Below are 24,540 nucleotides of genomic sequence, written 5' to 3'. Positions count from 1 at the left end.
CTGGTCCGCAGGGCCGGGACGGCCCCGCGGACCGGCCGCCGGACCCGGTCACCCCGGCCCGCGCGCCACCGCCCGCAGCCCCGCTCCCGCGCCCGTCACCGCGACGGCGCCGTCCGTGTCGGTACGCATCACCACCGCTCCCCCGGCCCGCAGCGCACCGACCGTACGCGGCGAGGGGTGGCCGTACGGGTTGCCCCTGCCGCAGGAGATCAGCGCCAGCCGGGGTCGCACCGCTCGCAGCAGTCCGGGGTCCTGGAAGGCCGAGCCGTGGTGCGCGACCTTCAGCACGTCCACCGGTGGCAGCGCCGGGTGGTCCCTCGACAGGCCCTGCTGGGCGGGCGGTTCGAGATCACCGGGCAACAGCAGCGTCGGACCGCCCGCCGTCCGGACGAGCAGGGTGACGCTCGCGTCGTTCGGCCCGCCCGCGCCCAGCCCCGGCCCGGCCCTCGGCCACAGCACCCGCCAGTCGAGCGGCCCGACCCGGCGCCGCTCCCCCGGTATCGCACGCACCAGCGGGACATCGGCGGCCTCCGCCGTCCGCCGTACGAACTCGCTCTGCTCCCAAGGCTCTTGAAGGGTCGTCGTCTGGATGGCACCGACCCTTCTGCCGCGCAGCACCCCGGGCAGCCCGGTGACATGGTCGGCGTGGAAATGGCTGACCACGAGCAGCGGCACGCGGGTGATCCCGAGGTCCCGCAGACAGCGGTCGGCCAGCCGGGGATCGGGACCCGCGTCCACGACCACACCCGCGCCCTCGCCGGCCGCGAGCACCATCGTGTCGCCCTGACCGACGTCGCACATCGCCACCGCCCAGCCCGGCGGCGGCCAGCCGGTGACCAGCCGGGTGAAGGGGGCCGGCCGCAGGACGGCCAGCAGCAGGAGCACCGCGCAGGTGGCGGCGGTCCACGGGTGGCCGCGTATGCGCCGTACCGCGCACACGACGAGGACCGTGACCACGGCGAGCAGCGCCCCGCCCCGCCAGCCGCCGGGCCACTCGGCCTCGGCGCCCGGCAGCGCCGCGCCGGTACGGGCGACCGAGGCGATCCATCCGGCGGGCCAGCCCGCGCACCGGGCCAGCAGCTCGGCCACCGGTATCGCGACCGGTGCCGTGGCCAGCGCCGCGAACCCGAGGACCGTCGCGGGCGCCACCGCCAGTTCCGCGAACAGATTGCAGGGGATCGCGACGAGGCTGACCCGCGCGGCGAACACCGCGACCACCGGTGCGCACACGGCCTGCGCCGACGCCGCCGCGGCCAGCACCTCGGCGAGCCGGGGCGGCACCCCGCGCCGCCGCATCGCCGCACTCCAGCGCGGCCCGATGGTGAGCAGCGCACCCGTGGCGAGCACGGACAGCACAAAGCCGAAGCTGCGCGCCAGGGCCGGGTCCCAGAGGACGAGGAGCAGTACGGCGGCGGCCAGCGCCGGGATCAGCGATCTGCGCCGGCCGGTGCCGATGGCGAGCAGGGTGATCAGTCCGCAGGCAGCCGCCCGCAGCACGCTCGGTTCCGGTCGGCAGACCACCACGAAGGCGAGCGTGAGGGCCCCGCCGAACAGGGCGGTCGAGCGCAGCGAGATCCCCAGCCGCGGGGCGAGCCCGCGCCGCTCGGCCCGCAGCGCCAGCCCCGGAGGCCCGATGAGCAGGGCGAGAACGATCGTCAGATTGCTTCCGGAGACGGCGAGCAAATGCGAGAGGTCGGTCGCCGTGAACGCGTCGTGCAGCTCGGGCGGGATACGGGAGGTGTCCCCGACGACCAGTCCGGGCAGCAGCGCACGGGCGTCCGGCGGGAGCCCTTCCGTCGCCTCCCGCAGCCCGGCGCGCAGGTCTCCGGCCGTGCGTTGCAGACGGGTCGGCGGGCGTACGACCCGTGGCGGGCCGCTCCCCTCCACCCGCAGCAGCGCCGCGTACCGCCCGTCCCCCTCCGCCGGCGGTGCGAGCCGCCCGGCCACCCTGAGCCCGGTGGACGGCAGCAGCCGCCGCCACGCCTGGGTCCTTTCATCGGCCCCGGCCCCGCTGGCGGCGAATACGAGCACCGGCGTACGGACGGTGGTGACGGCTCCGTCGGCGGACGTCACGCGTGTCAGGTCGGCGTCCAGGACGAGGCCGGCCGACGAGAGCGCGTCGCCCCGGACCCGTGGCCGGGTGGAGCGGGGGTCGGAGGTGACCGTCAGGTCCACGGTGACGCGTGCGTACCGCTCCGCCAGTCCCGGCACCGGGCCTCGGTGGCGGTCCGCGCCGTGCAGCCAGGCGGACCCCGCCCCGGCGGCGGCGCAGAGCAGCACCGCGGCGGCGGCGACACCGTTCACCCGCCGTCGCACGCCCGCGCGGCGCCCCGGCGCCGCCGCCAGAGCCGCCCGCACCAGCAGCACACCCGTCACGGCCAGCCCGGCCAGCACCGCGCCGGCCGTCCAGCCGGCCGGCGCATCCGGCGCCAGCGCCGCGGCGACCCAGGCCGCCAGCGCGGGCGGGACCAGCCGCAGATCGGCCGGGCCGTCCTCCTGGCGGGGGTCCGCGGCGCCCAACGGGTGCCCCGAGGCCGCGTGGACGGCCGCGCGGGTCACGGCCGCACACGGGGCTCGATGTCGGCGAACCGGCGGTCGCCGATCCCGTTCACCTCGCGCAGTTCGTCCACGGACCTGAATCCGCCGTGCCGGGTGCGGTAGTCGACGATGTGCTGCGCGAGCACCGGGCCGACGCCCGGCAGTGTGTCGAGCTGTTCCACGGTGGCCGTGCCGAGACTCACCGGTGCCCCGGCGGGCGCCGCGCCGCCGGCGCCCGGCCCCGCCGCTCCCCCGCCGGGCGCGGCCTGTCCGGCAGGTGCGGGGCCGCCCACGACCACCTGCTCGCCGTCCATCAGCACACGCGCCCGGTTGAGCCCGCTCAGATCGGCGCCGGGCCTGACTCCCCCGGCGGCCCGCAGCGCGTCGGTGACGCGCGACCCCGCGGGCAGCCGGTGCACGCCGGGGCTGCGCACCTTGCCGCTGACATCGACCACCACGCGCCCGGCAGGCGACGCGGCGGCAGGTGGAGGTGCCCCCGACGACGGTCCCGGTTCCCCCGCCGGCCCGGTCGCGGCCACCTCCGCACGGACCGTCTCGGGCGCGCTGACCGGCTGCGGCCGGCCGGACCAGAAATGCTGCGCCGCCAGCACGGCGGCCACGACGAGCACGACCGCCAGCGCGCCCAGCGTCTTCGGCTCAAGCCCACACCTGAGCTGCACCCACAACGGCAACCGCTCCCGTACGGCGAGCCACACCCGCTCGCGCCGCCCGCCCGGCCGCTCCCCCGTCCCCGGCGGCGCCACCGCGCGACCCGCGCTTCCGGCACGGCCGTTGTCGACACCACCGGCCGTCGCCCCGGACGGAGTTGGCGCCGGGGTCGGCGCCGAAGCCGGAAGCGGAAGCGGGATCGGAGTTGGCGGCGGGGTTGGAACTGGAGTTGGAAGTGGAGTTGGCGGCGGACTCGCGCCCGGCATCATCGCGCCCGATGTCATCGCGTCCGGCGTCACCGCGAACAGGGCATCGGCTCGGTGGCGTAACGCGGTCGTCGCGGGTGTCGTCCCCGCCCGCCGGTGGCGCGAGCGCGGCGCGGCGGAGGCATGGCGCGCACGGCCGTCCGACATCGGGGCGCGGCCTGGGCCGCTGGTCACGGAGCGTGATCGAAGAGTCATGCCCCGACGGTAGGCACTCCCGCCCGATCCCGCCGAAGCCGTCGAATTACCGTGGATAACTCACCAGTTGTGGATAACTCGGCCACCCGAACGAGTGCTTCCGCCACCCACCCCCGACTCACCCACCCCCGACGCAGCCGCCCCACCTCAGCCACCCCCACCTCAGCGCGGCGAGATCACAGCCCCCAACAGCCCCGGCCCGGTGTGCGCCCCGATCACCGCGCCCACCTCGCTCACATGCATCTCCACGAGGCCCGGCACCCGCCCCCGCAGCCGGTCGGCGAGCGCGGCGGCCCGTTCCGGCGCCGCGAGATGGTGCACCGCGATGTCGACCTGACCGGTCCCCGCCCGCTCGGCGACGATCTCCTCAAGGCGCGCGATCGCCTTCGACGCCGTACGCACCCGCTCCAGCAACTCGATCCGGCCACCGTCCAGTTGAAGCAGCGGCTTCACGGCGAGCGCCGACCCGAGCAGTGCCTGCGCGGTACCGATACGGCCGCCGCGCCGCAGGTAGTCGAGCGTGTCGACGTAGAAGTACGCGTACGTCCCGGCGGCCCGCTTCTCGGCCGCCGCCACCGCCTCGTCCAGCGAGCCGTCCGCCTCCGCCGTCTCGGCCGCCGCCAGGGCGCAGAAGCCGAGGGCCATCGCGACCATCCCGGTGTCCACCACCCGTACGGGCACGGGCGCGTCGCGCGCCGCGAGGACCGCGGCGTCGTAGGTCCCGGAGAATTCCGCCGACAGGTGCAGGGAGACGATGCCCGTGGCCCCGGCCTCGGCGGCGGCCCGGTAGGTGGCGGCGAAGACTTCGGGGCTCGGCCGCGAGGTGGTCACGGAGCGGCGCTTCTGGAGCGCGAGGGCGAGCGATCTGGCCGAGATCTCGGTGCCTTCTTCGAGTGCCCGGTCACCCAGAACGACTGTCAGCGGCACCGCGGCGATGCCATGGCGTTCCATCGCCTGCGGCGGCAGGTAGGCCGTTGAATCGGTGACGATCGCGACATGGCGGGACATGAGCGGGAGGTTACCCGCCGCGACCACCGGCCGGGAGCCCGGCCCCGCCTCGCCGGTCGAATTCGAAGAGGTCCCCATCGGCTTCCGCCCTCTTCCTTGCTTCGACGTTCTCCATCTCGACGGGTCCATACCTCTGACGGCCCGTCACCCGCCATGCGTCTGCCCTGTCCGGCACCCCGTAACCACCGCCGCACATGGGCGGCGGACTCACACCGGACGGTCAGTTCGTCGTCTCCGGCCGGGCCGACTTCTCCTGCCACGGATAGGTCGTCTGCCGGGGGTCGGGCGGGTCGATCGCCTGCGGCCCTTCGGCGTGCGGCGGCGGCTCGGGCCAGGTCTGGTCGGCGAGCGTGGGCTCCGCGCCCGCCGGCCGCGCCGTACGCTCCGGCCGGCTCGTGGACTCCGGGGCGGGCGCCTGCTCGGGCTCCGGCCACTCCACCGGCCCCGCCTGCGGGTTCGAGCCCGTCCGAGGGTTCGACCCCGCCTGCGGGTTCGGCCGCGCGGAGGGCTCGGCTTCCACCGCCGACCAGTGCCGCAGGGCGCCCGACTCGACGTCGATCTGTTCGCTCAGAAGCGTCAGCTCGTCCTCGGAGAACTTCCGCGCCCGGTCCCTGGCCGCCCACCGCAGCGAATCGGCCGACTTCGTGATCCGTTCCGTACGCTCCCGCAGCTCGGGCAGCCGCCGCGAGATCGTCGCCCGGTCCGGGTCCCGCTCCAGCCGCCTCAGCTCGTCGTCCAGCTCGCGCCCGTACACACTCAACCGCTGGAAGAGGCTCAGCGACTCCGAAAGCGAGGCGTCCTCCGCCTCGTTCGCCCGGAGCGCCTCCTGGGTGGAGCGCATCGACGTACGCAGCGAGAGCCGCAGCTGTGCCAGCTCGGCCGGCACGCCGGTCTGCCCGAGGCTCTTCGCTCTCAGGGTGGTGTCCTCGACGGTCCGGCGGGCCTGCGTGATCGTACGATCCACGCCTCGCTTGGCAGCGCGGACCGCCTTGACGCTCACGAACACGCCCAAAGCCACGAATGCGACAAAGAGCAGCGCCACGATCAAAAGCACGGCCTCCATGTGGATGCCTCTCCGGTGTCGATGTCGGTCCCTCCACCGTAAACGGAACGGGCAGCCTGAGGGTTCCGTCCGAACCCCCAAACTGCCCGTAAGGGAAAGCCCCGTGCCCACAGAAGCCCTGCGGGAGCCGCGCGGGAGCCCCACAGGAGCCCCGCAAGCCCGCGGCGACCCCGCCGGCCACTCCCGCCCGTACCCCACTGGGGCTTACGCGGTCACGATGTTGACCAGTTTCGGCGCCCGCACGATCACCTTGCGGATGCCCGCGCCGCCCAGCGCCGCGACCACCGCGGCGTCGCCCAGCGCCAGCGCCTCCAGTTCCTCGCCCGAGATCGACGGGGAGACGTCCAGCCTCGCCCTGACCTTGCCCTTGACCTGGACGACGCAGGTGACGGTCTCGTCCACCACGTACGCCGGATCGGCGGCCGGGAAGGCCGCGTGCACGACCGAGCCGGTGTGCCCCAGCTTGCGCCACAACTCCTCGGCCACGTGCGGCGCCAGCGGCGCCACCAGCAGCACCAGCCGCTCCGCGACCGAGCGGGCGACCGGCCCGCCCGTCTTGGTCAGGTGGTTGTTCAGCTCGGTGATCTTGGCGATGGCGGTGTTGAAGCGCAGCGAGGCCATGTCCTGGCCGACCCCGTCGATCGCCTTGTGCAGGGCACGCAGCGTGTTCACGTCGATGTCGGCGTCCGGGACGTCCACGACCGTGACCTCACCGGTCGTCTCGTCCACGACATTGCGCCACAGCCGCTGGAGCAGCCGGTACTGGCCCACCACCGCGCGGGTGTCCCACGGCCGTGAGATGTCCAGCGGGCCCATCGCCATCTCGTACAGCCGCAGCGTGTCGGCGCCGTATTCCGCGAAGATCGAGTCCGGAGTGACCGCGTTCTTCAGGGACTTGCCCATCTTGCCCAGCAGCCTGGTGACCTTCTCGCCCCGGTACCAGTACCCGTCCTCGCGCTCCTCGACCTCGGCGGCCTCGACCGCGATGCCACGGCTGTCGCGGTAGAGGAACGCCTGGATCATGCCCTGGTTGTACAGCTTGTGGAACGGCTCGACCGCCGAGACATGACCCAGGTCGAACAGCACCTTGGACCAGAAGCGCGCGTACAGCAGGTGCAGTACGGCGTGCTCCTGGCCGCCCACGTACAGGTCGACGCCACCGTGCGGCATGCCTTCGCGAGGGCCCATCCAGTACTGCTCGACGGCGGGGTCGACCAGCTTCTCGGTGTTGTGCGGGTCCAGGTAGCGCATCTCGTACCAGCACGAACCGGCCCAGTTCGGCATGGTGTTGGTCTCGCGGCGGTAGCGCCGTACGCCCTTGCCGTCGCCCAGGTCCAGCTCGACGGCGACCCAGTCCTCGTTGCGCGACAGCGGTGTCTCGGGCCGGGTGTCCGCGTCGTCCGGGTCGAACGTGCGCGGTGAGTAGTCGTCCACCTCGGGCAGTTCCAGTGGCAGCATCGACTCGGGCAGGGAGTGCGCGACGCCGTCCTCGTCGTAGACGATGGGGAACGGCTCGCCCCAGTAGCGCTGCCGGCTGAACAGCCAGTCGCGCAGCCGGTAGTTGATCGTTCCCTCGCCGATGCCCTCGGCGACCAGCCATGCGGTGATCTTCGCCTTGGCGTCGACGACGCCCAGCCCGTCCAGCGCGATACCGGGGGCCGACGAGTTGACGAGCTCCGCTTCGTGCGCGACGAACGCGTCGTCCCACTGCGTGGGGTCGGTGCCCCGGCCGTCGCGCGGCTCCACGACGCAGCGCATCGCCAGCTCGAAAGCGCGTGCAAACGCAAAGTCTCGGCTGTCGTGCGCCGGGACGGCCATGATCGCGCCGGTGCCGTATCCCATCAGGACGTAGTCCGCGATGAAGACCGGGATCTGCTCGCCGTTGGCCGGATTGGTGGCGTACGCCCCGGTGAAGACGCCCGTCTTGTCCTTGGCCTCGGCCTGCCTTTCGACGTCGGACTTCGACGCGGCCTGCTTGCGGTACGCGTCGACGGCGTCCGCGGGCGCCGCGTGGCCGCCCGTCCACACGTCGTGGGTGCCCTCGGGCCACGCGGCCGGGACGATCTTCTCGACCAGTTCGTGCTCCGGCGCCAGGACCATGTACGTGGCGCCGAACAGGGTGTCCTGACGGGTCGTGAAGACGGTGATGGCACCGGCGTCGCCGACCGGGAAGTCGACCCGCGCGCCCTCGCTGCGGCCGATCCAGTTGCGCTGCTGGAGCTTGATGGCCTCGGGCCAGTCCAGCGCGTCCAGGTCGTCCACCAGCCGGTCTGCGTAGGCGGTGATGCGCATGTTCCACTGGCGCAGCTTGGACTTGAAGACCGGGAAGTTGCCGCGCTCGGAGCGTCCGTCGGCGGTGACCTCCTCGTTGGCCAGGACGGTGCCCAGGCCGGGACACCAGTTGACGGGGGCCTCGGAGGCGTACGCCAGCCGGTACTCGCTCAGGACGTCGGCACGCTCGTTCGCGGTCAGTTCGCGCCAGCTCCGGCCGTCCGGCGTCGCGCGCCCGCCGCTCTCGAACAGCGCCACCAGCTCGGTGATCGGGCGGGCCTTGTCGGCGTCCGGGTCGTACCAGGAGTTGAAGATCTGTACGAAGATCCACTGCGTCCAGCGGTAGAAGCCGGGGTCGATCGTGGCGACCGAGCGCCGCTTGTCGTGCCCCAGGCCCAGCCGGCGCAGCTGCCGCGTCATGTTCTCCATGGCGGCCTCGGTCGACACCCGGGGGTGGGTGCCGGTGCTGATCGCGTGCTGCTCGGCGGGCAGGCCGAAGGCGTCGAAGCCCAGCGTGTGCAGCACGTTGTAGCCGCTCATGCGCTGATGGCGGGCGTAGACGTCGGTGGCGATGTAGCCGAGCGGGTGGCCGACGTGCAGACCGGTGCCGGAGGGGTACGGGAACATGTCCATGACGTACCGCTTGGGGCGTGCCACGACGGCCGGGTCCCCGGCCAGATCACCCGTCGGGTTCGGCGCCTCGTAGGTGCCGTCGGCGTCCCAGAAGTCCTGCCAGCGTGCCTCGATGTCGGCGGCCATGGCAGCCGTGTAGCGGTGGGGCGCGGTCGGCGCGGTCGTCTCCGCGCCGGCGGCGGCCGGATTCGTCTCGCTCATGTCCTGAAGCTCCATCGATCGTCTCTGCCGCGGGAATGAAAAAACCCCTCACACAGGAGGGGGCAGCCACGCTGATTCCGACCGGATCTGTCATCCGTCGGTACTGATCAGCGCGGCTCGCTAAGCAGAAGGCGTACGGCACGCATAGCGGCAGGGTACCGCAGCGGGCACAGGGCCCGCACGGCGCATTCGCGCCGGTGACGGCTCAGACGGGCCGTTCGAGGGCCATACGCGGGCCATACAGGATCGTTCGAGACCGGAACAGGCAATCGGTGGCTATGTGATTCATCGAACCTTCGATGCCCGAACCACTCCGCGTATCGCCCCTATCCGGGGCAACCCCAGGGGCAGTTGACACTCGATGCCCTCGGTAAACATGCAAACGACGAACTCCCCAGCAGGGGGCGACCTAGCATGCGGCAACGGGACCGCTTTGCCGAGCCATTCGGAGTTGCCCCTATGAACCTTCAAAGAAGGATCCGTTCATCGCTTCCCCCGAGCCACGGCATGGGCCGCTCGGTCCGAGGAGGGCTGTCGGTCGCCGCACTCGTCCTCGTCCCCCTCCTCGCCGTAGCGGGAAGTGACGGGTTCCGCGCGATGCTCGACTTCACCACCGGCGTTCTGTCGCTGGTGTCCCTGACGGCGGCCGTCGCCTGGGGACTGATGGCCACCGACCGGCTGCTGCTCTCCCCGCGCCACCGGCTGCTCGCCCAGGGCATCCACCGGTTCACGGCGATGGCCTCCCTCGGCTTCCTGCTGCTGCACGCCACGGTGAAGGTCTCGCTGGGACATGTCGCCCTGGTCGGCGCCGTACTGCCTTTCGGCCTCGGGATCACCGGCACCGACGGCCTCATCGGCTTCGGCTCGCTGGCCGGCTTCCTGATGGTGATCGCCGCCGCGACCGGCGCGCTGCGCAGTGCCTTCGCCGTCCCCGGCAAGATCGCCGGCCGCTGGCGCGCGCTGCACATGCTGGCCTATCCGGCCTGGTGCTTCGCGCTGATGCACGGGCTGTACGCCGGGCGTGCGGCCGCGACCTGGGTGATGACCCTGTACTGCCTGGCGCTCGTCACCGTCATCGGCGCGGTCTCCGTACGACTGCTGCCGCGGCCGGCCCAGCGCCGTATCGCCGACAAGATCCTGAAGCTGACCGGCGGCGTACGCGAGAGCCCCGAGCAGGAGCAGTCGGGGCGCCGTGACCCGGCCCGCGAAGCGCTGCCGGGTGCGGCGCCGGGTACGGCGGGTATGCCGCGGGTGGAGTTCGAGCAGCGGTTCCCGCGCCGGCGGCCCGCGTCCGCACCGGCCGCTCCCCCGGCGTCGGCGGCGCCGCTCGGTCCGCCGCTGGGCGCGGGGCGCGTCCCGCCACGCATCGCCCCGCCGTCGCCTCCTCTTTACGAGGCGACGGCGGGGCGCCCGCCCGGCGCCGACCCGTTCACGGACACCGTCGTCCCCGGCTCCTTCGCGCCCCCGTCCGCCGCGCCGTACGCCGCCGCGCCGCCGTCGCCGACCCCGGCTCCCTACCCGGACCCGCTCGCGGACACGTTCGTCGATCCGGGACGTGGCTCCCGTACGGGCCGCCCCGGCCCCGGTACGGGCCTGTCGGCCGGGTACCGCGCCGTCTCGCTCGGCGCCGATCCCTCGGCCGGCACCGGAGCACCGGCGCCCTCGCCCTTCGCCGGCCCGCCCCTCGCCGACCTTCCCTTCGCCGGCCCGCCCCTCGCCGACCTTCCCTTCGCCGACCCGCCCCTCGCCGACCTTCCCTTCGCCGACCCGTCCGATCCGCTGACGCCGGTCGAGATCCCGTACGCCGAACGCGTCCCGGTGACCGAGGAGATACCGGTCATCGGCGAGCCGTCGGCGGCCGGGGCCGGTCTGTGGCCGACGCCGTCACCGCCGCCTCCCGTCCAGGCCCATGCCCAGGCCCGTGTCCAGGCCCGTGTCCACGAGCCGGGCGCCGCCGCCGCGCCGCCCGTGGCCGACCCGTACCAGCGGCAGGAGACCTACCGACAGGACCACCAACGGCAATTCCAGCAGGAGTACCAGCGAGCTGAGACAAACCAGCGGTCCGACACGTACCTACAGTCGGCCCCCTACCCGCAGCCGCAGCCCGACGCCGCCCCCGGGCCCGACCTGTACCAACAAGCCGATCCGTACCGGCAGTCGGACGACGCCTTCCAGCAACCTCCCGCCAACGGCGGGGGAACCCCGAGTGCCGGTGAACCCTGGTACCCACCCGCAGGAGACCGACCGTGAACGCCCCTCTCCCCGATGTCCCCGAAGTCCGTGTCGTCGGCCTTCCCCAGCTGACACAGGGATTCGACCTCGTCGAGCGAATCGACCTCTCCATGCACCTGAAGGTGCACGGGCCGCTGGAGCCGATGACCGGGGAACTGCTCGCGCAGCTCGCCGAGAACATCACCCTGCGCGGACGCGGGGGCGCCGGCTTCCCCTTCGGCAAGAAGCTCCGCGCCGTCGCCAAGGCGTCGATCCGGCGCGGGGTGCGCCCCGTCGTCGTCATCAACGGCAGCGAGGGCGAACCGGCCTGCCGCAAGGACACGGTGCTGCTCAACCGCGCGCCCCATCTCATCCTGGACGGCGCCCTGTTGGCGGCGGAGGCGCTGGGGGCGCGCACCCTGGTCGTCGCCGTCACCCGCAACTCGACCGAGATATCCATGCGGGCCGCACTCGCCGAGCGCGGCCTGTCCGACCGGCGCGGGCAGCGACTGCGGGCACGGGTGGTCCGTACGCCCGAGCGCATGGTCTCCGGCGAGGCCTCGTCCGTCATCCGCGCGGCGAACGGCGGGCCGGCCCTGCCGCCGGGCCGCCGCGAGCGGGCCGCCGAATCGGGCGTCGGCGGCGCCCCGACGCTGCTGTCCAACGCCGAGACGTACGCGCAACTGGCCATCGGCGCCCGGATCGGCGCGCGCCGTTACGGTCACACCGGGCTCGACGCGGAGCCGGGCACCGTCATGCTCACCGTCTCCGGCGCCGTCGCGCGCCCGATGGTCGTGGAGGTGCCGACGGGCGTGCCCCTGCGGTACGTGCTCCAGCTCGCCGGGGCGCCGCCGCTCCCCCAGGGTGTGCTGACCGGCGGCTACCACGGCGACTGGATCGACTCGGTGGCCGCGCACGACGCCGTCGTCTCGCGCGAGTCCCTCGCTGCGGTGGGAGGTCCGCTCGGCGCGGGCGCGATCCTGCCGATCGGCCCGGAGACCTGCCCGCTGGGTGAGGCGCTGCGGGTGGCCAACTGGCTCGCCGCCGAGACGGCCGGTCAGTGCGGCCCCTGCAAGCTCGGCCTGCCGGCCGCGGCGGGCGGTCTGAGCGACGTGCTGAACGGGGGCGGTCCCGCGGCCCTGGAGGCGCTGCGCGAGGTCACCCAGGCGGTACGGGGACGGGGGGCGTGCAAGCATCCCGACGGGTCCGCGCGGTTCTTCATGTCCACCCTGTCCGCCTTCACTGACGACCTCGCCGCGCATGTGCTGGACGGCGGCTGCGGGCGCGACACCACCGGTGTCCTGCCGCTACCGGGTCCGGACCACCAGAGCGCGGAGGAGTCCATCCCGAGCGGCGAGAGGCTGGCCGTGGACTGGACGCTCTGCCAGGGCCACGGGCTCTGCGCGGACATCGTGCCCGAGCTGATCCGGCTCGGCCCCGACGGCTACCCCGCGCTCGCCGACGCCTCCGTACCGATGCATCTGCGGGGCCGCGCCCAGCGTGCCGTACGGCGCTGTCCGGCGCTCGCGCTGCGTATCGAGCAGCCCGCGCCGCGGCGCCCCGCGCGGCAGGGAGGCCCGGCGGCCCTGCCGCCGGGCGGTGGCAGGAAGGCTCTCGGCAGCGGGCGCTGACGCGCCCGCCTCCTAAGGAGGCCGGTCGTCAGTGCGGCCGGTAGACCGAGACGAGGAACGAGACGGTCACCGGGAGCGGAGTGGTGAGCGACGCGACGCTCCGGTGCACGTCTTCGACGCTCAGATGGTGGGCGCTCGGACCCATCAGGATCAGATTCCGTACGTCCTGACCGGTCATGGCCGCCTCCCGCTCCACGACATCCGTACGCTCCTGCCGGAAGTGACCGGACAGCGTGCGGCGCAGCCGGTCCTCCTTGGCCGTGTCGACGGACAACATGCCCAGGCTCGCGGGGAGTTCCGCGAGATGGCGCGCGGTGGGGGTGACGACGACGAGGGCGCCGTCCGGCCGCAGGACGCGCTGGAACTCCGGGCCGTTACGGGGCGCGAAGACGTTGATCACGACGTCGGCGGCGCCGCTCACGACGGGCAGCGGCTTCCAGATGTCCCCGGTCGCCGCGCCGGCGCGCGGGTGGGCACCGGCGGCCCGGCGCAGCGCGAACTTGGACGCGTCGAGGCCCAGTCCCACACCGTCGGGCAGGGCGTCGAGCACGGTGGCCAGGTAGTACCCGGTGCCTGCGCCGGCGTCCAGGACGGTGCCGTCCGGCGGGCACAGTTCCGCGACGGTGTCGGCCAGCGCGCGGGCGAGCGGCTCGTAGTGGTCGGCTTCCAGGAACAGCGTCCGGGCGGTCACCATGTCCGCGCTGTCGGCGTTCGCCGTGTTCGTGTTGCCGGTCAGCAGGCTGACGTAGCCCTGGCGGGCGACGTCGAACGAATGGCCCCCGGCGCATCCCAGGGACTTGACGCCCCGGAGGGTCTTCAGGGATGCCGCGACGCCGTGCGGGGGTGCGAGCGGTCCGCCGCACAGGGGGCACCTGAGCACACCGAGCAGCCGGTGCCAAAGGTCGGGCGCGGTGGGCGAGTTGGACACGGCGTTCCTCCGCGACGGGCGGTCAACGAGAAGGGCGGTTTCAACGAGAAGGGGCTGTCAACAAGAAGGGGCAACAAGAAGAACCCGCCCGGACGCGGCGTCCGGACGGGAACTTCTGAGATGTGGAGCTAAGGAGAATTGAACTCCTGACCTCCTGCATGCCATGCAGGCGCTCTACCAACTGAGCTATAGCCCCTTGTGAGGTACCGCACTTCGGGCATCCCCTGAGCGGCGGTGCCAACATTACACGGTCCCTCGGGCCCACCGCCAAATCGTTTCCGATTTGTACCGATAAGACTGCTACTGTCACCCTTCGTGACCGTATCAACGCCCGTGCTCACGCGAGTCACCGCCGGTCGGCGGTCCGTCCTCGCCGGCGCCTGTGTCTGCCTGTTGTCCTTCGCCGGGTTCTGGATCGCGCAGCGCCTCGCCGCGGTCTCGATGATCGACCTGATGGTCTACCGGGCCGAGGGCCGCACCGTGCTCGACGGGCTCGACCTGTACGCGATGCGCGCGACCCGGGCGGGTCTCCCGACAACCTATCCGCCCTTCGCGGCACTGCTGTTCACGCCGCTGACCCTGCTGCCCGTCCCGGAGATGCGCACCCTCGCCACGGTGGGCAATCTGCTGCTCCTCGTCGCGTTCGTCCACCTCTCACTGAGGCTGACGTTCCGGGACGCGGTGCGGCCCGGCGCCGCGCTGTGGGTGGCCGCCGCCGCCGTCTGGTGCGAGCCGGTGTGGACGACCCTGCGCTACGGACAGATCAATCTGCTGATCGGCGTCCTGGTCCTGTGGGACCTCACGCGCCGCGGCGGCCACCGCTGGGCGGGCGTCGGCATCGGTCTCGCCGCGGCGATCAAACTGACCCCCGCGCTCTTCGCCGTCATGCTGCTGATCACCGGCCTGCTGCGGTTGCGCGAGGCCGGCTGGAACCCCTGGCTGCGGCAGGCGGCCGTGGCCACCGGCGCGTTCCTCGCCGCCAGCGTCGCGTCGGCCGTCGTCCTGCCGCACGACTCCCACCGCTTCTGGACCGAGATCGTCTTCCGGGCGGACCGGGTGGGGCGCGTGGAGGCCGCCGCGAACCAGTCGCTGCGCGGGGTGTTCGCACGGGCGCTGCACACCACCGATCCGTCGCTCTGGTGGCTCCCCGTGGCCACCGTGGTCGCCGTGGCCGGGCTGGCCGTGGCGGTGGCCGCGGCCCGTCGCGGCGGGACGGCGGAGGCCACCGTCGCCTGTGCGGCCACCGCACTGCTGATCAGCCCGATCTCGTGGTCCCACCACTGGGTGTGGTGCGTGCCGATGGTGCTGCTGCTGGTGGCGCACGGGCGGACGGAGTGGGCGGCGGCGGTGGGGATGGGCTTCTACGCGTACGCGCTGTGGCGGGTGCCGCACGGCGCGGCCGAACGGCTTGAACTCGCCCAGAGCCGTTCGCAGATGGTGCTCACGGCGCTCTATCCGACGATGGCGCTGGGGCTGCTGGTGTATCTGTCGGTCGCCGACCGGAAGGAGCGGGCGCCCGCGGGTTACGCGGTGGCGAACGAGTAGAAGCGCTTGAGCGCGCAGTGCTCGTCGAGGAGCCGGCCGTAGATGGGCTCGCCCTCCAACTCCCGGTAGGTCTCGATGGGGTCGCCTTTTATGATGAGCGCGCGGGCGCATTCCTCGCACCAGTACTGGAACGAGACGTTGAGCGGATCCATGTCCCGGACGATGGGGGTGCCGCTGCCGCACCAGTCGCATTTTCTCCTGTGTGCACCCATCACTCAGCTCCAGCTGTGGCCGCAGGCCGTGCACACGTAGGAAACTCCGCCGTTGTCGCCGAGCACTTGGGCCACATGGAAAGAACCGCACGACGGGCAGCTCAGGCCGGTGGCCGAATCCGCCGCCGCGAGCAGGTCACCGACCTTGTCGATGCTGCTGGCGGGCATCGCGCTCGCTCCTCCCCATCCGTGCCGTCATCCCCCTCCGGCTGTCCGATTCTGTCATGGCTTGGCAAGAAGGACACCATGATCAGGCCGGGTGGTCGCCTTCGGCGGGGCCTTTACGCCGTCCCGGACCGGCGGCCGTACCGCACCGCGCCGAGAACCGCGCCGAGAACCGCGGCCCCGGCCAGCGCGAGTGCGCCGGCCCACAGCGCGTGGCCGGACGCGACAGGCCCCGGCCCGTCCAACTGGTTGAGGTAGAGCGTGCCGAAGGTGGCGACGCCGATCAGCTGGCCGAGCTGCGTCACGGTCATCAACAGCCCACTGGCGTCCGTCGCGTCCTCCTTGACGACGGTGGCGAGCGCGCCCGTCAGCGTGGGGCTGTACCCGAGCGCCAGGCCCGCGCCCAGGCCGAGGAACGCGACGTACATCCACACGCCGCCCTCGCCGCCGTCACGCAGCACCAGTCCGACAGTCACCGTGAACAGCGCGATGAGAGTGAACCCGGCCGGGATCAGCCTCCTTTGGAGGCGGACGGGCCAGCCGCGCCAGGTCAGCCCGACCACGCCGAAGACCACGGCCGTCGGCGCGAAGCTGAGCCCGGTGCGCAGCGCGCTGTGCCCGAGGCCGCCCTGGAAGTGCAGCGCGAAGATGAACAGGAAGCCCGCGTTCACCGCCATCACCAGGGTGATCCGCAGGGCCGCGTGACCCATTCCCGGCAGACGCAGCACATGCGGTGCGATCAGCGGGGCGCCGCCGCGCCGGGCGAGCCGGGACTCGTACCCGAGGAAGGCACCGAAGGACAGGGCCGCGGCTCCGAGCGACAGCCAGGTCCACAGGGGCCAGTCCTGATCCTGCCCGAGGACGAGCGGGACGGTGAGCAGCGAGACGGCGGCGGCCAGCAGCACGAGACCCGGCAGATCCAGGCCACGGGTCCGGCCGCCGGACGTGGGCCGGTCGTCCGGCAGCAGTCGCGCGCCCAGGACGAGCAGGGCGAGCCCGACGGGGACGTTGACCAGGAACACCGGCCGCCAGCCGGTGCCGAGGAGATCGGCGCTGACCAGGAGTCCGCCGGTGACCTGCCCGGCCGCCGCGCCGGTGGCGATCACCGCCGCGTACGCGCCCAGCGCCTTCATCCGCCGCTCGCCGGCGAATTCGCGCTGAATGATGCTGAGCACCTGCGGGATCATCAGGGCCGCGCCCGCGCCCTGCACCAGCCGGAAGGCGATCAACTGGCCGGTGCCCGCTGCCAGTCCACAGGCGAGCGAGGCCGCCGTGAACACCGCGAGCCCGCCGAGATACGCGCGGCGGTGGCCCAGTATCTCGCCGAGCCGGGAGCCGGTGATCAGCAGGACGGCGTACGAGATGGTGTATCCGGCGATGACCAGTTGCAACTCGGCTCCGGAGGACCCGAGTTCGGTACGGATCGTGGGCGCGGCCACATTGACGATGAAGCCGTCGAGCAGGGCCATGAACTGCGCGGCCAGCACGACGGCGAGCAGCGGGCCGGGCCGTCTGTCAGTGCCACCGGCTTTACTGGGTACCGGGGTTACGGATGAGGTGGTCGTCATGGCCGTGAGCCTCACCCGATTCGGACACCGGTGCCGAGAGCCCCCTGATACGGGTACTGGCAGCACCTGGCAAGGGCGGGGCGGGCGCGGCACGATGGGGGACATGACGGCGATGACGGTGACACACACGACGGGAGGGCGACGCCCCCAGCTGGCGGCGTTCCTGCGCGGGCGGCGGGCCCGGGTGACACCGGCGGACGTCGGGATGGCGCCGGGGCTGCGACGGCGCACGCCCGGTCTGCGCCGTGAGGAGGTCGCCCAGCTCTCCGGTGTCGGGGTGACCTGGTACACGTGGCTGGAGCAGGGCCGCCCCATCAACGCGTCCGCGCAGGTGCTGGACGCGGTGGCGCGCACGCTCCGTCTCGACCAGAGCGAGCGCGAGCATCTCTACCAGCTGGCTCAGGTGCCGTACGCGCCGGACCGGGAGGTCGCCGCGCACCGGGTGAGCGATGAGGTGCGGAGCATCATCGACGGCCTCGACCCGCATCCGGCCGTCGTCTACAACGCGCGCTACGACATCCTGGCCGCCAATGCCGCCTATCTCGATCTGTTCGATCTCCCGGCGCTGCGGGAGATCGGGGTGCGCAATGTGCTGTGGATGCTCTTCGCCGTCCCGGAGGAGGACTGTCCGCTGGTCTGCCGGGAGAAGGAGCTGCCGGTGATGGTGGCCACGCTGCGCGGTGCGTACGGACGGCATGTGGGCGAGCCCGCGTGGGAGTCGTTCGTACGGCGCCTGTCGGCGGCCAGCCCGTATTTCGCGGAGCTGTGGAGCGGCGGCGACGTGGTGCCGCCGGGCCCCCGGGTGAAGAGGTTCCGGCACGAGGTGGTCGGTGAGATACGGATGACGTCGGTGTCGCTGTCGATCGACGGGATGCCGGACTGCCGGATCGTGGTCTACACCCCGGACGACGAGGAGAGCCGCCGAAGGACGGCCGCGCTGCGCAGCCTGCGCCCGCGACAAGAAATCCCGCCCTCGTGATGAGGACGGGATTCAAGGTGAAGGTGTGGAGCTAAGGAGAATTGAACTCCTGACCTCCTGCATGCCATGCAGGCGCTCTACCAACTGAGCTATAGCCCCTCATGTTCTTCGCGCTCCGCGCTGTGAACAAGAAGAACTTTAGCCTGCGATCTGCCGGAAAGTGAAATCACGCCCGGCGGGGTCCGGTGCCCTCGGCGGCCGTCGGTCAGCCACCGGTCAGTCGTCGTCGCCGAGCACCGGCTCGGGGAGTGTCCCCGCGTTGTGCTCCTGAAGACGCCAGCCGCGCGCACCCTCGCCCAGGACGGACCAGCAGCAGTTGGAGAGCCCGCCGAGACCTTCCCAGTGGTGGGCCTCAAGACCGAGCAGCCGGCCGATCGTGGTGCGGATCGTGCCGCCGTGGCTGGCCACGACGAGCGTGCCGTCGTCCGGCAGCTTGTCCGCGTGGTGGAGCACGACGGGCGCGGCCCGGTCGGCGACCTCGGTCTCCAGCTCGCCACCCCCGCGCCGTACGGGCTCACCGCGTTTCCACGCCTGATACTGCTCGCCGAACCGCTCCACGATCTCCTCGTGGGTCAGGCCCTGCCAGGCACCCGCGTACGTCTCGCGGAGCGCGGAGTCGTAACTCACGGGGAGCCCGGTCAGCGAGGCCAGCTCGTTGGCCGTGGCCACGACGCGCTGGAGGTCGGAGGCGACGATCGCGTCCGGGCGCAGCGACGCGAGCAACCGGGCGGCGCGACGGGCCTGCGCGACGCCCTCCGCCGTCAGCTCGATGTCCGTCGTGCCCTGGAAGCGGCGCTCCACGTTCCACGCCGTCTGGCCGTGCCTCCACAGGATGACGCGGCGGCCCCTGCCGGCCTTGCTGCCGTTCAGCTCAGCTCACCGTCCACGGTGCCGTTCACCTCGGCGTGCTCGGCGCCCTTGCCACGGGTCTTGGCGGCGTCGTCCGGCAGCGGCAGCTCCGGGCAGTCCTTCCAGAGGCGTTCGAGCGCGTAGAAGACCCGCTCCTCGCTGTGCTGGACGTGGATGACGATGTCGACGTAGTCCAGGAGGATCCAGCGGGCGTCGCGGTCGCCCTCGCGGCGCACCGGCTTGGCGCCGAGCTCCTTGGAAAGGCGCTCCTCGATCTCGTCCACGATCGACTTGACCTGACGGTCGTTGGGCGCGGAGGCGAGCAGGAACGCGTCGGTGATCGACAGCACGTCGCTGACGTCGTACGCGATGATGTCGTGCGCGAGCCGGTCTGCTGCCGCCTGAGCGGCGGCGCTGATGAGCTCGATGGAGCGGTCCGTGGCGGTCACAGGCGATGCTTTCGTCGGCGGTCTGGAGACCCCCAGGGTCTCACGGACCGCCGACAAGCCGACGCAGCTTTTTGATCAGCCGCTTTCGTAGTCCGCGCCGAGGGTGACCGAGACATCGGCGTTGGGTGCGGCCTTGCCCTTCTTGACCGCGCTCACCGGCAGCCCGAGCGTCTTGGCGACCTCTTCCGCCTGCGCCTTGTTCTTCGCGTCACCGTAGGTGACCTGCGAGGACGCGGCCGGATCGGCCGTACCGCCGTCCACGAAGGCGTAGCCGCCGTTGATGATCGAGACCCGTGCGGCATCCGTGTCCGCCTTGTCGCCCGTGGCGTTCTTCACACCGACCCGCAGGGCGGCGCCCTGCTCGGGGGCGCTGACGTTGCCGCCGAGGACGTCCTTGACGACGGTCTCGGTCGCCTTCTCGCCGAGGACGCCGTCCCCGGCGACGGGCAGGACCGTCGTCTTGTAGTCGCCGACCTTGGCGTAGGCCGCGAGCTTCGCCAGGGCAGCGCCCAGATCCTTCTCGGTCATCGGCGGTTCGAGGATCTGCGCCAGGGTCTCGACGGTGATCGTGGCGCCCTTCGGGTCCTCCGAGATCTTCCGCAGGACGCCCTGCATGACCGAGCCGAAGCGCTCCAGCTGCTTCACCTCGGACTCGCCGGGACCCAGATACGTGGCGTAGGCGACGGCGGCGGGGCCGTTCAGCGTCTGTTCCTCGCCCTTGGTGACCAGCGGGTCCTCGCCCTTCTTGGCGGCCGGGACCTCGGTGTTCGTGGTGATGTCGACGTTGCCGACCAGCTCGACGAGCATCTCCAGATACGGGGTGTCGAGCCGCCAGGTGCCGGAGATCTTGGTGCCGAGCAGGGTGTCGACGGATTCGCGGGTGCCCTGGGAGCCGTGGTCGGCGACGGACTTGGCGAGGGTGCCGGTGGTGCCGCTCTCCGCGTCGGCCACGACGAGGGAGTTGGGCAGCAGGACGGTGGTGCCCCGCTTGGTCGTGGAGTTGTTGACGAGCAGCGCCGTGGAGGTGTCCTTGTTCTTCGTGTTGTGCAGATTCACCATGATCACGTCGCGCTTCTGCGGCCCGGTGGCGGTGTTCCCCTTCTCCGCGTCCGCCGAGAAGCCGGGCAGCTTGCCCGCGTACCAGAGGTAGCCGACGCCGCCGACGACCACCAGCGCCATGACGACGACGAGGGCGACGACGCGGCTACGGCCGCGGCGGCGGGCCTCCTCGCGGCGCTCGGAGCGGCTTTCGGTGAACTTGAGCCAGTCGATGACGTCTTCGGATTCGGCGTCCGGCTCTTCTATGAAGGAGAACTGCTCGGTCTTGTACTCGCCGTCGGGCGCGGACCGCCGCTGCCCGGGTACGGCGGGCTCGGGGGCCAGTACGGGGGTGGGCGCGGGTGCGGGTGCGGGCTCTGCGACCGGCGCCGACTCCTGCTGCTGGTGTTGTTGCTGCTGCTGCTGCTGCGGAATGTTCCACTGCGTGGTGTCGACAGCCGCGGGCTGCTGGCCGGTGTCGTAGCCGTAGCCCTGCTGCTGTTGTTGCGGCTGCTGTTGCTGGGCGTACGGGTCGTACGGAGCCTGCTGCTGGGCGTACGGGTCGTAGCCGTACCCCTGTTGCTGCGCGTACGGGTCGTACTGCTGCCCCTGAGGCTGCTGTTGCTGCTGTGGATCCTGCTGTTGCTGTTGCTGGTACACCGGTTGCCCGTACTCGTCGTAGCCCACGATCTGCGGCTGCTGGTAATACGGGTCGTACGGGTCGTACGGCTGCTGGTCGTTCACCGGTGCCCCTCTCCGTGGCTCATTCGCCGCGGTACAACTGGCGCTTGTCGATGTAGCGCACCACACCGTCCGGCACCAGATACCAGACCGGATCGCCCTGCGCGACCCTTCCCCGGCAGTCGGTCGACGAGATCGCCAGCGCGGGCACCTCCACCAACGAGACGCCGCCCTTGGGCAGTCCGTCGTCCGTCAGATCGTGTCCGGGCCGGGTGACACCGATGAAGTGGGCCAGCGCGAACAGCTCTTCCGCGTCCCGCCAGCTGAGAATCTGGGACAGCGCGTCCGCCCCGGTGATGAAGAAGAGATCCGCGTCGCCGTGCAGGGAGTGCAGATCCCGCAGCGTATCGGTGGTGTACGTCTTGCCGCCACGGTCGATGTCGATACGGCTGACCGAGAACTGCGGGTTGGAGGCCGTCGCGATGACCGTCATCAGATAGCGGTCCTCCGCCGGCGAGACCGCCGAGTGGCTCTTCTGCCACGGCTGCCCCGTCGGTACGAACACCACCTCGTCGAGGTCGAACAGCGCGGCCACCTCGCTGGCCGCCACCAGGTGTCCGTGGTGGATCGGGTCGAACGTCCCGCCCATCACCCCGAGACGGCGCTTGCCGCCACCTCCCGCGCCGGCCGGCGCTGCCTGCTTTCCCATGCCTGCGGAGCCTACTGGCACGGCGTTACGGCTCCGTCTCAGCGGTCGCGGTTGAAGCGGGTGGTGATCCACAGCGCCAGAAGCAGCGCGAACAGCGCGCCACCACCGGTGAGGTACGCGTTGAGGCTTTCGTGGTTGCCGCTGTGCTCGCCGCCTTCGGCGGCGACGGTGACCAGGTTGGCTGCGGTGCTGTAGAGGCTCATCTTCGGCGGGACCTATTCGATCGGGAGCATCGGGAGCGGAGACTTCGCGCACATCGTATGCGGGCCCTCCGGGCACGCTCACGCCGACTCGGACGTTGTTGTCGACGACGGCGCACCGCGGCCCACGCACAACCGTAGCCGCAGCACATACGGTGGGGGCTGTCAGGGGGACGAGCCGACGACTCGTACGAACAGGGGATTTTCCATGACCGAAGACAGCCACGAGGCAGCCAGTCACGAGAATGTGCCGAGCAGGCAGCGCAAACGCTTCCCCGGCATCTCCTCACGGGCGTACGAACATCCCGCGGACCGCTCGGCCCTGGTCGCGCTGCGCAAGCTGAGCGGTTTCGACACGGTCTTCAAGGCGATGAGCGCCCTGCTGCCCGAGCGCAGCCTGCGACTCCTCTTCCTCTCCGACTCGGTGCGGGTCAGCGACGTGCAGTTCGCGCATCTGCACACGATGCTGCTGGACGCCTGTTACATCCTGGACCTGGAGAAGGTCCCCACGATGTACGTCGCGCAGAATCCGATGCCCAACGCCATGTGCATCGGTCTCGACGAGCCGATCATCGTGGTCAACACGGGTCTCGTCGAGATGCTGGACGAGGAGGAGATGCGGGCGGTCGTCGGGCACGAGGTGGGCCACGCGCTGTCCGGGCACTCCGTGTACCGCACGATCCTGTTGTTCCTGACGAATCTCGCGCTCAAGGTCGCCTGGATCCCGCTCGGCAATGTCGCGATCATGGCGATCGTGTCGGCGCTGCGCGAGTGGTTCCGCAAGTCCGAGCTGTCGGCGGACCGGGCGGGCCTGCTGGTCGGCCAGGACGCCCAGGCGTCGATGCGCGGCCTGATGAAGATCGCGGGCGGCAACCACCTCCACGAGATGAACGTCGACGCGTTCCTGGAGCAGGCGCGGGAGTACGAGGCCGGGGGCGACCTGCGCGACTCCGTACTGAAGATCCTCAACGTCCTGCCGCGTACGCACCCGTTCACGACGGTGCGCGCCGCCGAGCTGAAGAAGTGGGGCGAGAGCCGCGAGTTCCAGCGGATCATGGACGGGCACTACCCGCGTCGTTCGCAGGACAAGGACACGTCGGTCAGTGACTCGATCCGTGACTCCGCCTCGCACTACGCGGACACGGTCCGCACCAGCAAGGACCCGCTGATGAAGCTGGTCGGCGACATCGCGGGCGGCGCGGGCGACCTGGGCGGCAAGCTCCGGGACCGGTTCACGGGCGGCTCGTCGGGCAACACCGGTGGCGGCAACGCCGACAACGGCAACGGCGACAGCGCCGAGGGCAACGGCAGCCGGCCGACGGGCGACGGCGGCGGCAAGTAACCGGCACATAGCCGCCGCGCGGGCTGCGTTGGTGTCCTCAACCGCCGGGCTGTGCGCGGCTGTCCAGTACGCCGCACAGCCCGGCGGTGGGTGGTCCCGTCGCGTACGGATCGGTGCCGGCCGGGCCCGCGGGCGTCGCCCTGCCGCCGGCCAGCAGCGGCCGCAGTGTGCTCGGCGACCCGTTCGAGCACACCTGTGGTCCCGCCTGCACCTGACTGATCAGCAACTCCGCCCGGTGTCTGGGCAGATCCTCGCGGTCGAAGCGGAAGTGCAGTGTCCGGCGGACGGTGAACAGCGAAGCGTCCCGCTCCGCCGGCTGCCCGGCCGGGCGCAGCGCGTAGACGAAGGTGTGGTCCGAGAGCACGTCGATCGTGCCGGCCGCCGACTCCGCGTAACGGAGCGTGCCCCGGACACGGACGGCCGGTTCGGCGAGCGTCACCTTCGCCGGGTCGAAGCGCACCAGCCAGCCCGCGGGCGCGTGTCTGCCGTCGTCGGCGGGGTCGGCGAAGCTCTGGTCGAACTGGGCGAGCTGATCCGGGTCCAGCAGCGTCCGCACCGAGCGCCGTTCGGCGCCGGTGAGGACGTCGGGGTCGACGGACGAGGCGACGAGGTAGTCCTTGGCGGTGGTCAGCGCCGTCATCACCTCGTTCTCGGTGAAGTGCGGTGTGCGCCGGGACGGTGGGAGCGGGATCCCGGAGGCGCCCGTGGGGAACTTCGCCGCGGGGCTGCGCCGCAGCAGGCTGTCGGGGTTGTCGCCGGGCACCGCGCCGGCCGGGGCGAGCGGAATGACCATCATACGCAGCGGTTCCGCCGAACGGGTGAGCGGCGGCCGGTACGGGGGCCGGACCTCGACGTAGACGGCGGTGCCGAAGGCCACCGCGATCACCAGCACCAGCAGCAGTACCTGGACCGATCCCCTCCGGGGAGTCGACGAGCCGAGGTCGGGCCGATCGGCGGGGTCACGCCGGCGTACGGCGTGGGAGCGGTCGCCCATCCGCTCCCGGGCGGAGAACTCCTGGAGCCGGGCAGCGCGGATGAACGATTCGTCGAAGACGACGGACCGGTACTCGTCCTCGTCACCGCCGGGATTACCGTCAGGCGTGCCCTCGGGTGGGTCTCCGCGCGCTGCCATACCTTCAGGTTAGGTCGGCCGGGCCGAACGTAAACGCGGACGCCGTCCTCAGGAGCG

20 protein-coding genes and 2 tRNA genes are annotated in these 24,540 nt (G+C 71.8%); 5 read left to right on the top strand and 17 right to left on the bottom strand.

Going from position 1 to position 24,540, the window contains the following annotated elements; translation table 11 throughout:
- Nucleotides 1–48: 48 nt before the first annotated feature.
- The 5 genes from OG700_RS27835 to leuS all read right to left on the bottom strand — a co-directional run bounded on the left by OG700_RS27835 (nucleotide 49) and on the right by leuS (nucleotide 8,844).
- Nucleotides 49–2,559 carry a ComEC/Rec2 family competence protein gene (locus OG700_RS27835; RefSeq protein WP_405618196.1) on the bottom strand — a complete coding sequence of 837 codons (2,511 nt, stop codon included), beginning with the start codon at nucleotides 2,557–2,559 and terminating at the stop codon, nucleotides 49–51.
- Nucleotides 2,556–3,302: a helix-hairpin-helix domain-containing protein gene (locus OG700_RS27830; protein ID WP_405618194.1), complete on the bottom strand. Its 747-nt coding sequence runs from the start codon at nucleotides 3,300–3,302 to the stop codon at nucleotides 2,556–2,558. Before OG700_RS27830 ends, OG700_RS27835 begins: the two co-directional genes overlap by 4 nt.
- Nucleotides 3,303–3,830: 528 nt before the next feature.
- Nucleotides 3,831–4,676 carry a DegV family protein gene (locus tag OG700_RS27825; RefSeq protein WP_405622021.1) on the bottom strand — a complete coding sequence of 282 codons (846 nt, stop codon included), beginning with the start codon at nucleotides 4,674–4,676 and terminating at the stop codon, nucleotides 3,831–3,833.
- Nucleotides 4,677–4,896: 220 nt separating this feature from the next.
- A complete protein-coding gene (locus OG700_RS27820; RefSeq protein ID WP_405618192.1) occupies nucleotides 4,897–5,739 on the bottom strand; it encodes a hypothetical protein in 843 nt (280 codons plus the stop codon).
- Between the two features lie 204 nt (nucleotides 5,740–5,943).
- Nucleotides 5,944–8,844 (bottom strand): leucine--tRNA ligase, encoded by a 2,901-nt coding sequence (leuS, locus tag OG700_RS27815; RefSeq protein ID WP_405618190.1) that lies wholly within the window; start codon nucleotides 8,842–8,844, stop codon nucleotides 5,944–5,946.
- Between the two features lie 507 nt (nucleotides 8,845–9,351).
- On the opposite strand from leuS, the gene OG700_RS27810 reads away from it, so the two are divergent.
- Together OG700_RS27810 and OG700_RS27805 are read left to right on the top strand one after the other, a co-directional pair.
- Nucleotides 9,352–11,094 carry a hypothetical protein gene (locus OG700_RS27810; protein WP_405618188.1) on the top strand — a complete coding sequence of 581 codons (1,743 nt, stop codon included), beginning with the start codon at nucleotides 9,352–9,354 and terminating at the stop codon, nucleotides 11,092–11,094.
- Nucleotides 11,091–12,686, top strand: a complete 1,596-nt coding sequence (locus tag OG700_RS27805) for a ferredoxin (protein WP_405618185.1) — start codon at nucleotides 11,091–11,093, stop codon at nucleotides 12,684–12,686. The genes OG700_RS27810 and OG700_RS27805 overlap by 4 nt, the downstream gene beginning before the upstream one ends.
- Nucleotides 12,687–12,714: 28 nt before the next feature.
- On the opposite strand, the gene OG700_RS27800 is transcribed toward OG700_RS27805, so the two are convergent.
- Both OG700_RS27800 and OG700_RS27795 read right to left on the bottom strand, forming a co-directional pair.
- Nucleotides 12,715–13,614, bottom strand: coding sequence for a putative RNA methyltransferase (locus OG700_RS27800; RefSeq protein ID WP_405618183.1), 900 nt, complete (start codon nucleotides 13,612–13,614; stop codon nucleotides 12,715–12,717).
- A gap of 123 nt (nucleotides 13,615–13,737) precedes the next feature.
- Nucleotides 13,738–13,810: transfer RNA gene (locus tag OG700_RS27795), tRNA-Ala, on the bottom strand.
- A 119-nt stretch (nucleotides 13,811–13,929) separates the two neighbouring features.
- Between OG700_RS27795 and OG700_RS27790 the strand changes: the two genes are divergently transcribed.
- Nucleotides 13,930–15,159 carry a glycosyltransferase 87 family protein gene (locus OG700_RS27790; RefSeq protein ID WP_405618180.1) on the top strand — a complete coding sequence of 410 codons (1,230 nt, stop codon included), beginning with the start codon at nucleotides 13,930–13,932 and terminating at the stop codon, nucleotides 15,157–15,159.
- On the opposite strand, the gene OG700_RS27785 is transcribed toward OG700_RS27790, so the two are convergent.
- From OG700_RS27785 to OG700_RS27775, 3 genes are all read right to left on the bottom strand, one after another.
- Complete coding sequence (locus OG700_RS27785) at nucleotides 15,138–15,371, bottom strand: hypothetical protein (RefSeq protein ID WP_405618177.1); 234 nt, start codon at nucleotides 15,369–15,371, stop codon at nucleotides 15,138–15,140. The two genes, OG700_RS27790 and OG700_RS27785, sit on opposite strands and share 22 nt — an antisense overlap.
- Nucleotides 15,372–15,374: 3 nt before the next feature.
- The gene (locus tag OG700_RS27780; RefSeq protein WP_382569210.1) at nucleotides 15,375–15,539 is read right to left on the bottom strand and encodes a hypothetical protein; all 165 of its coding nucleotides are present in this window, start codon (nucleotides 15,537–15,539) and stop codon (nucleotides 15,375–15,377) included.
- Nucleotides 15,540–15,652: 113 nt separating this feature from the next.
- The gene (locus tag OG700_RS27775) at nucleotides 15,653–17,104 is read right to left on the bottom strand and encodes an MFS transporter (protein ID WP_405618174.1); all 1,452 of its coding nucleotides are present in this window, start codon (nucleotides 17,102–17,104) and stop codon (nucleotides 15,653–15,655) included.
- A 94-nt stretch (nucleotides 17,105–17,198) separates the two neighbouring features.
- Between OG700_RS27775 and OG700_RS27770 the strand changes: the two genes are divergently transcribed.
- Nucleotides 17,199–18,083 (top strand): helix-turn-helix transcriptional regulator, encoded by an 885-nt coding sequence (locus OG700_RS27770; RefSeq protein WP_405618172.1) that lies wholly within the window; start codon nucleotides 17,199–17,201, stop codon nucleotides 18,081–18,083.
- Between the two features lie 26 nt (nucleotides 18,084–18,109).
- Here the strand turns inward: OG700_RS27770 and OG700_RS27765 are convergent.
- From OG700_RS27765 to OG700_RS27740, 6 genes are all read right to left on the bottom strand, one after another.
- Nucleotides 18,110–18,182, bottom strand: a tRNA-Ala gene (locus OG700_RS27765).
- A 117-nt stretch (nucleotides 18,183–18,299) separates the two neighbouring features.
- Entirely contained in the window at nucleotides 18,300–18,953 is a 654-nt protein-coding gene (locus OG700_RS27760; RefSeq protein WP_405622019.1) for a histidine phosphatase family protein, read from the bottom strand.
- Entirely contained in the window at nucleotides 18,950–19,381 is a 432-nt protein-coding gene (gene rsfS, locus OG700_RS27755) for a ribosome silencing factor (RefSeq protein WP_405618169.1), read from the bottom strand. The genes OG700_RS27760 and rsfS overlap by 4 nt, the downstream gene beginning before the upstream one ends.
- A 75-nt stretch (nucleotides 19,382–19,456) precedes the next feature.
- Nucleotides 19,457–21,163, bottom strand: a complete 1,707-nt coding sequence (locus OG700_RS27750) for an LCP family protein (protein ID WP_405618167.1) — start codon at nucleotides 21,161–21,163, stop codon at nucleotides 19,457–19,459.
- A 19-nt stretch (nucleotides 21,164–21,182) separates the two neighbouring features.
- Nucleotides 21,183–21,809: a nicotinate-nucleotide adenylyltransferase gene (gene nadD, locus OG700_RS27745; protein ID WP_405618165.1), complete on the bottom strand. Its 627-nt coding sequence runs from the start codon at nucleotides 21,807–21,809 to the stop codon at nucleotides 21,183–21,185.
- A 38-nt stretch (nucleotides 21,810–21,847) separates the two neighbouring features.
- The gene (locus OG700_RS27740) at nucleotides 21,848–22,012 is read right to left on the bottom strand and encodes a hypothetical protein (protein ID WP_405618163.1); all 165 of its coding nucleotides are present in this window, start codon (nucleotides 22,010–22,012) and stop codon (nucleotides 21,848–21,850) included.
- Between the two features lie 205 nt (nucleotides 22,013–22,217).
- On the opposite strand from OG700_RS27740, the gene OG700_RS27735 reads away from it, so the two are divergent.
- Nucleotides 22,218–23,351: a M48 family metallopeptidase gene (locus OG700_RS27735; RefSeq protein ID WP_405618161.1), complete on the top strand. Its 1,134-nt coding sequence runs from the start codon at nucleotides 22,218–22,220 to the stop codon at nucleotides 23,349–23,351.
- Between the two features lie 37 nt (nucleotides 23,352–23,388).
- Here OG700_RS27735 and OG700_RS27730 read toward each other — a convergent pair whose 3' ends face one another.
- Entirely contained in the window at nucleotides 23,389–24,483 is a 1,095-nt protein-coding gene (locus tag OG700_RS27730; RefSeq protein WP_405618159.1) for a hypothetical protein, read from the bottom strand.
- Between the last annotated feature and the right edge of the window lie 57 nt (nucleotides 24,484–24,540).

It is taken from the genome of Streptomyces sp. NBC_01508 (assembly GCF_045040315.1).
Classification (GTDB): domain Bacteria; phylum Actinomycetota; class Actinomycetes; order Streptomycetales; family Streptomycetaceae; genus Streptomyces.
This window is presented reverse-complemented; position numbering and strand designations above follow the sequence as displayed.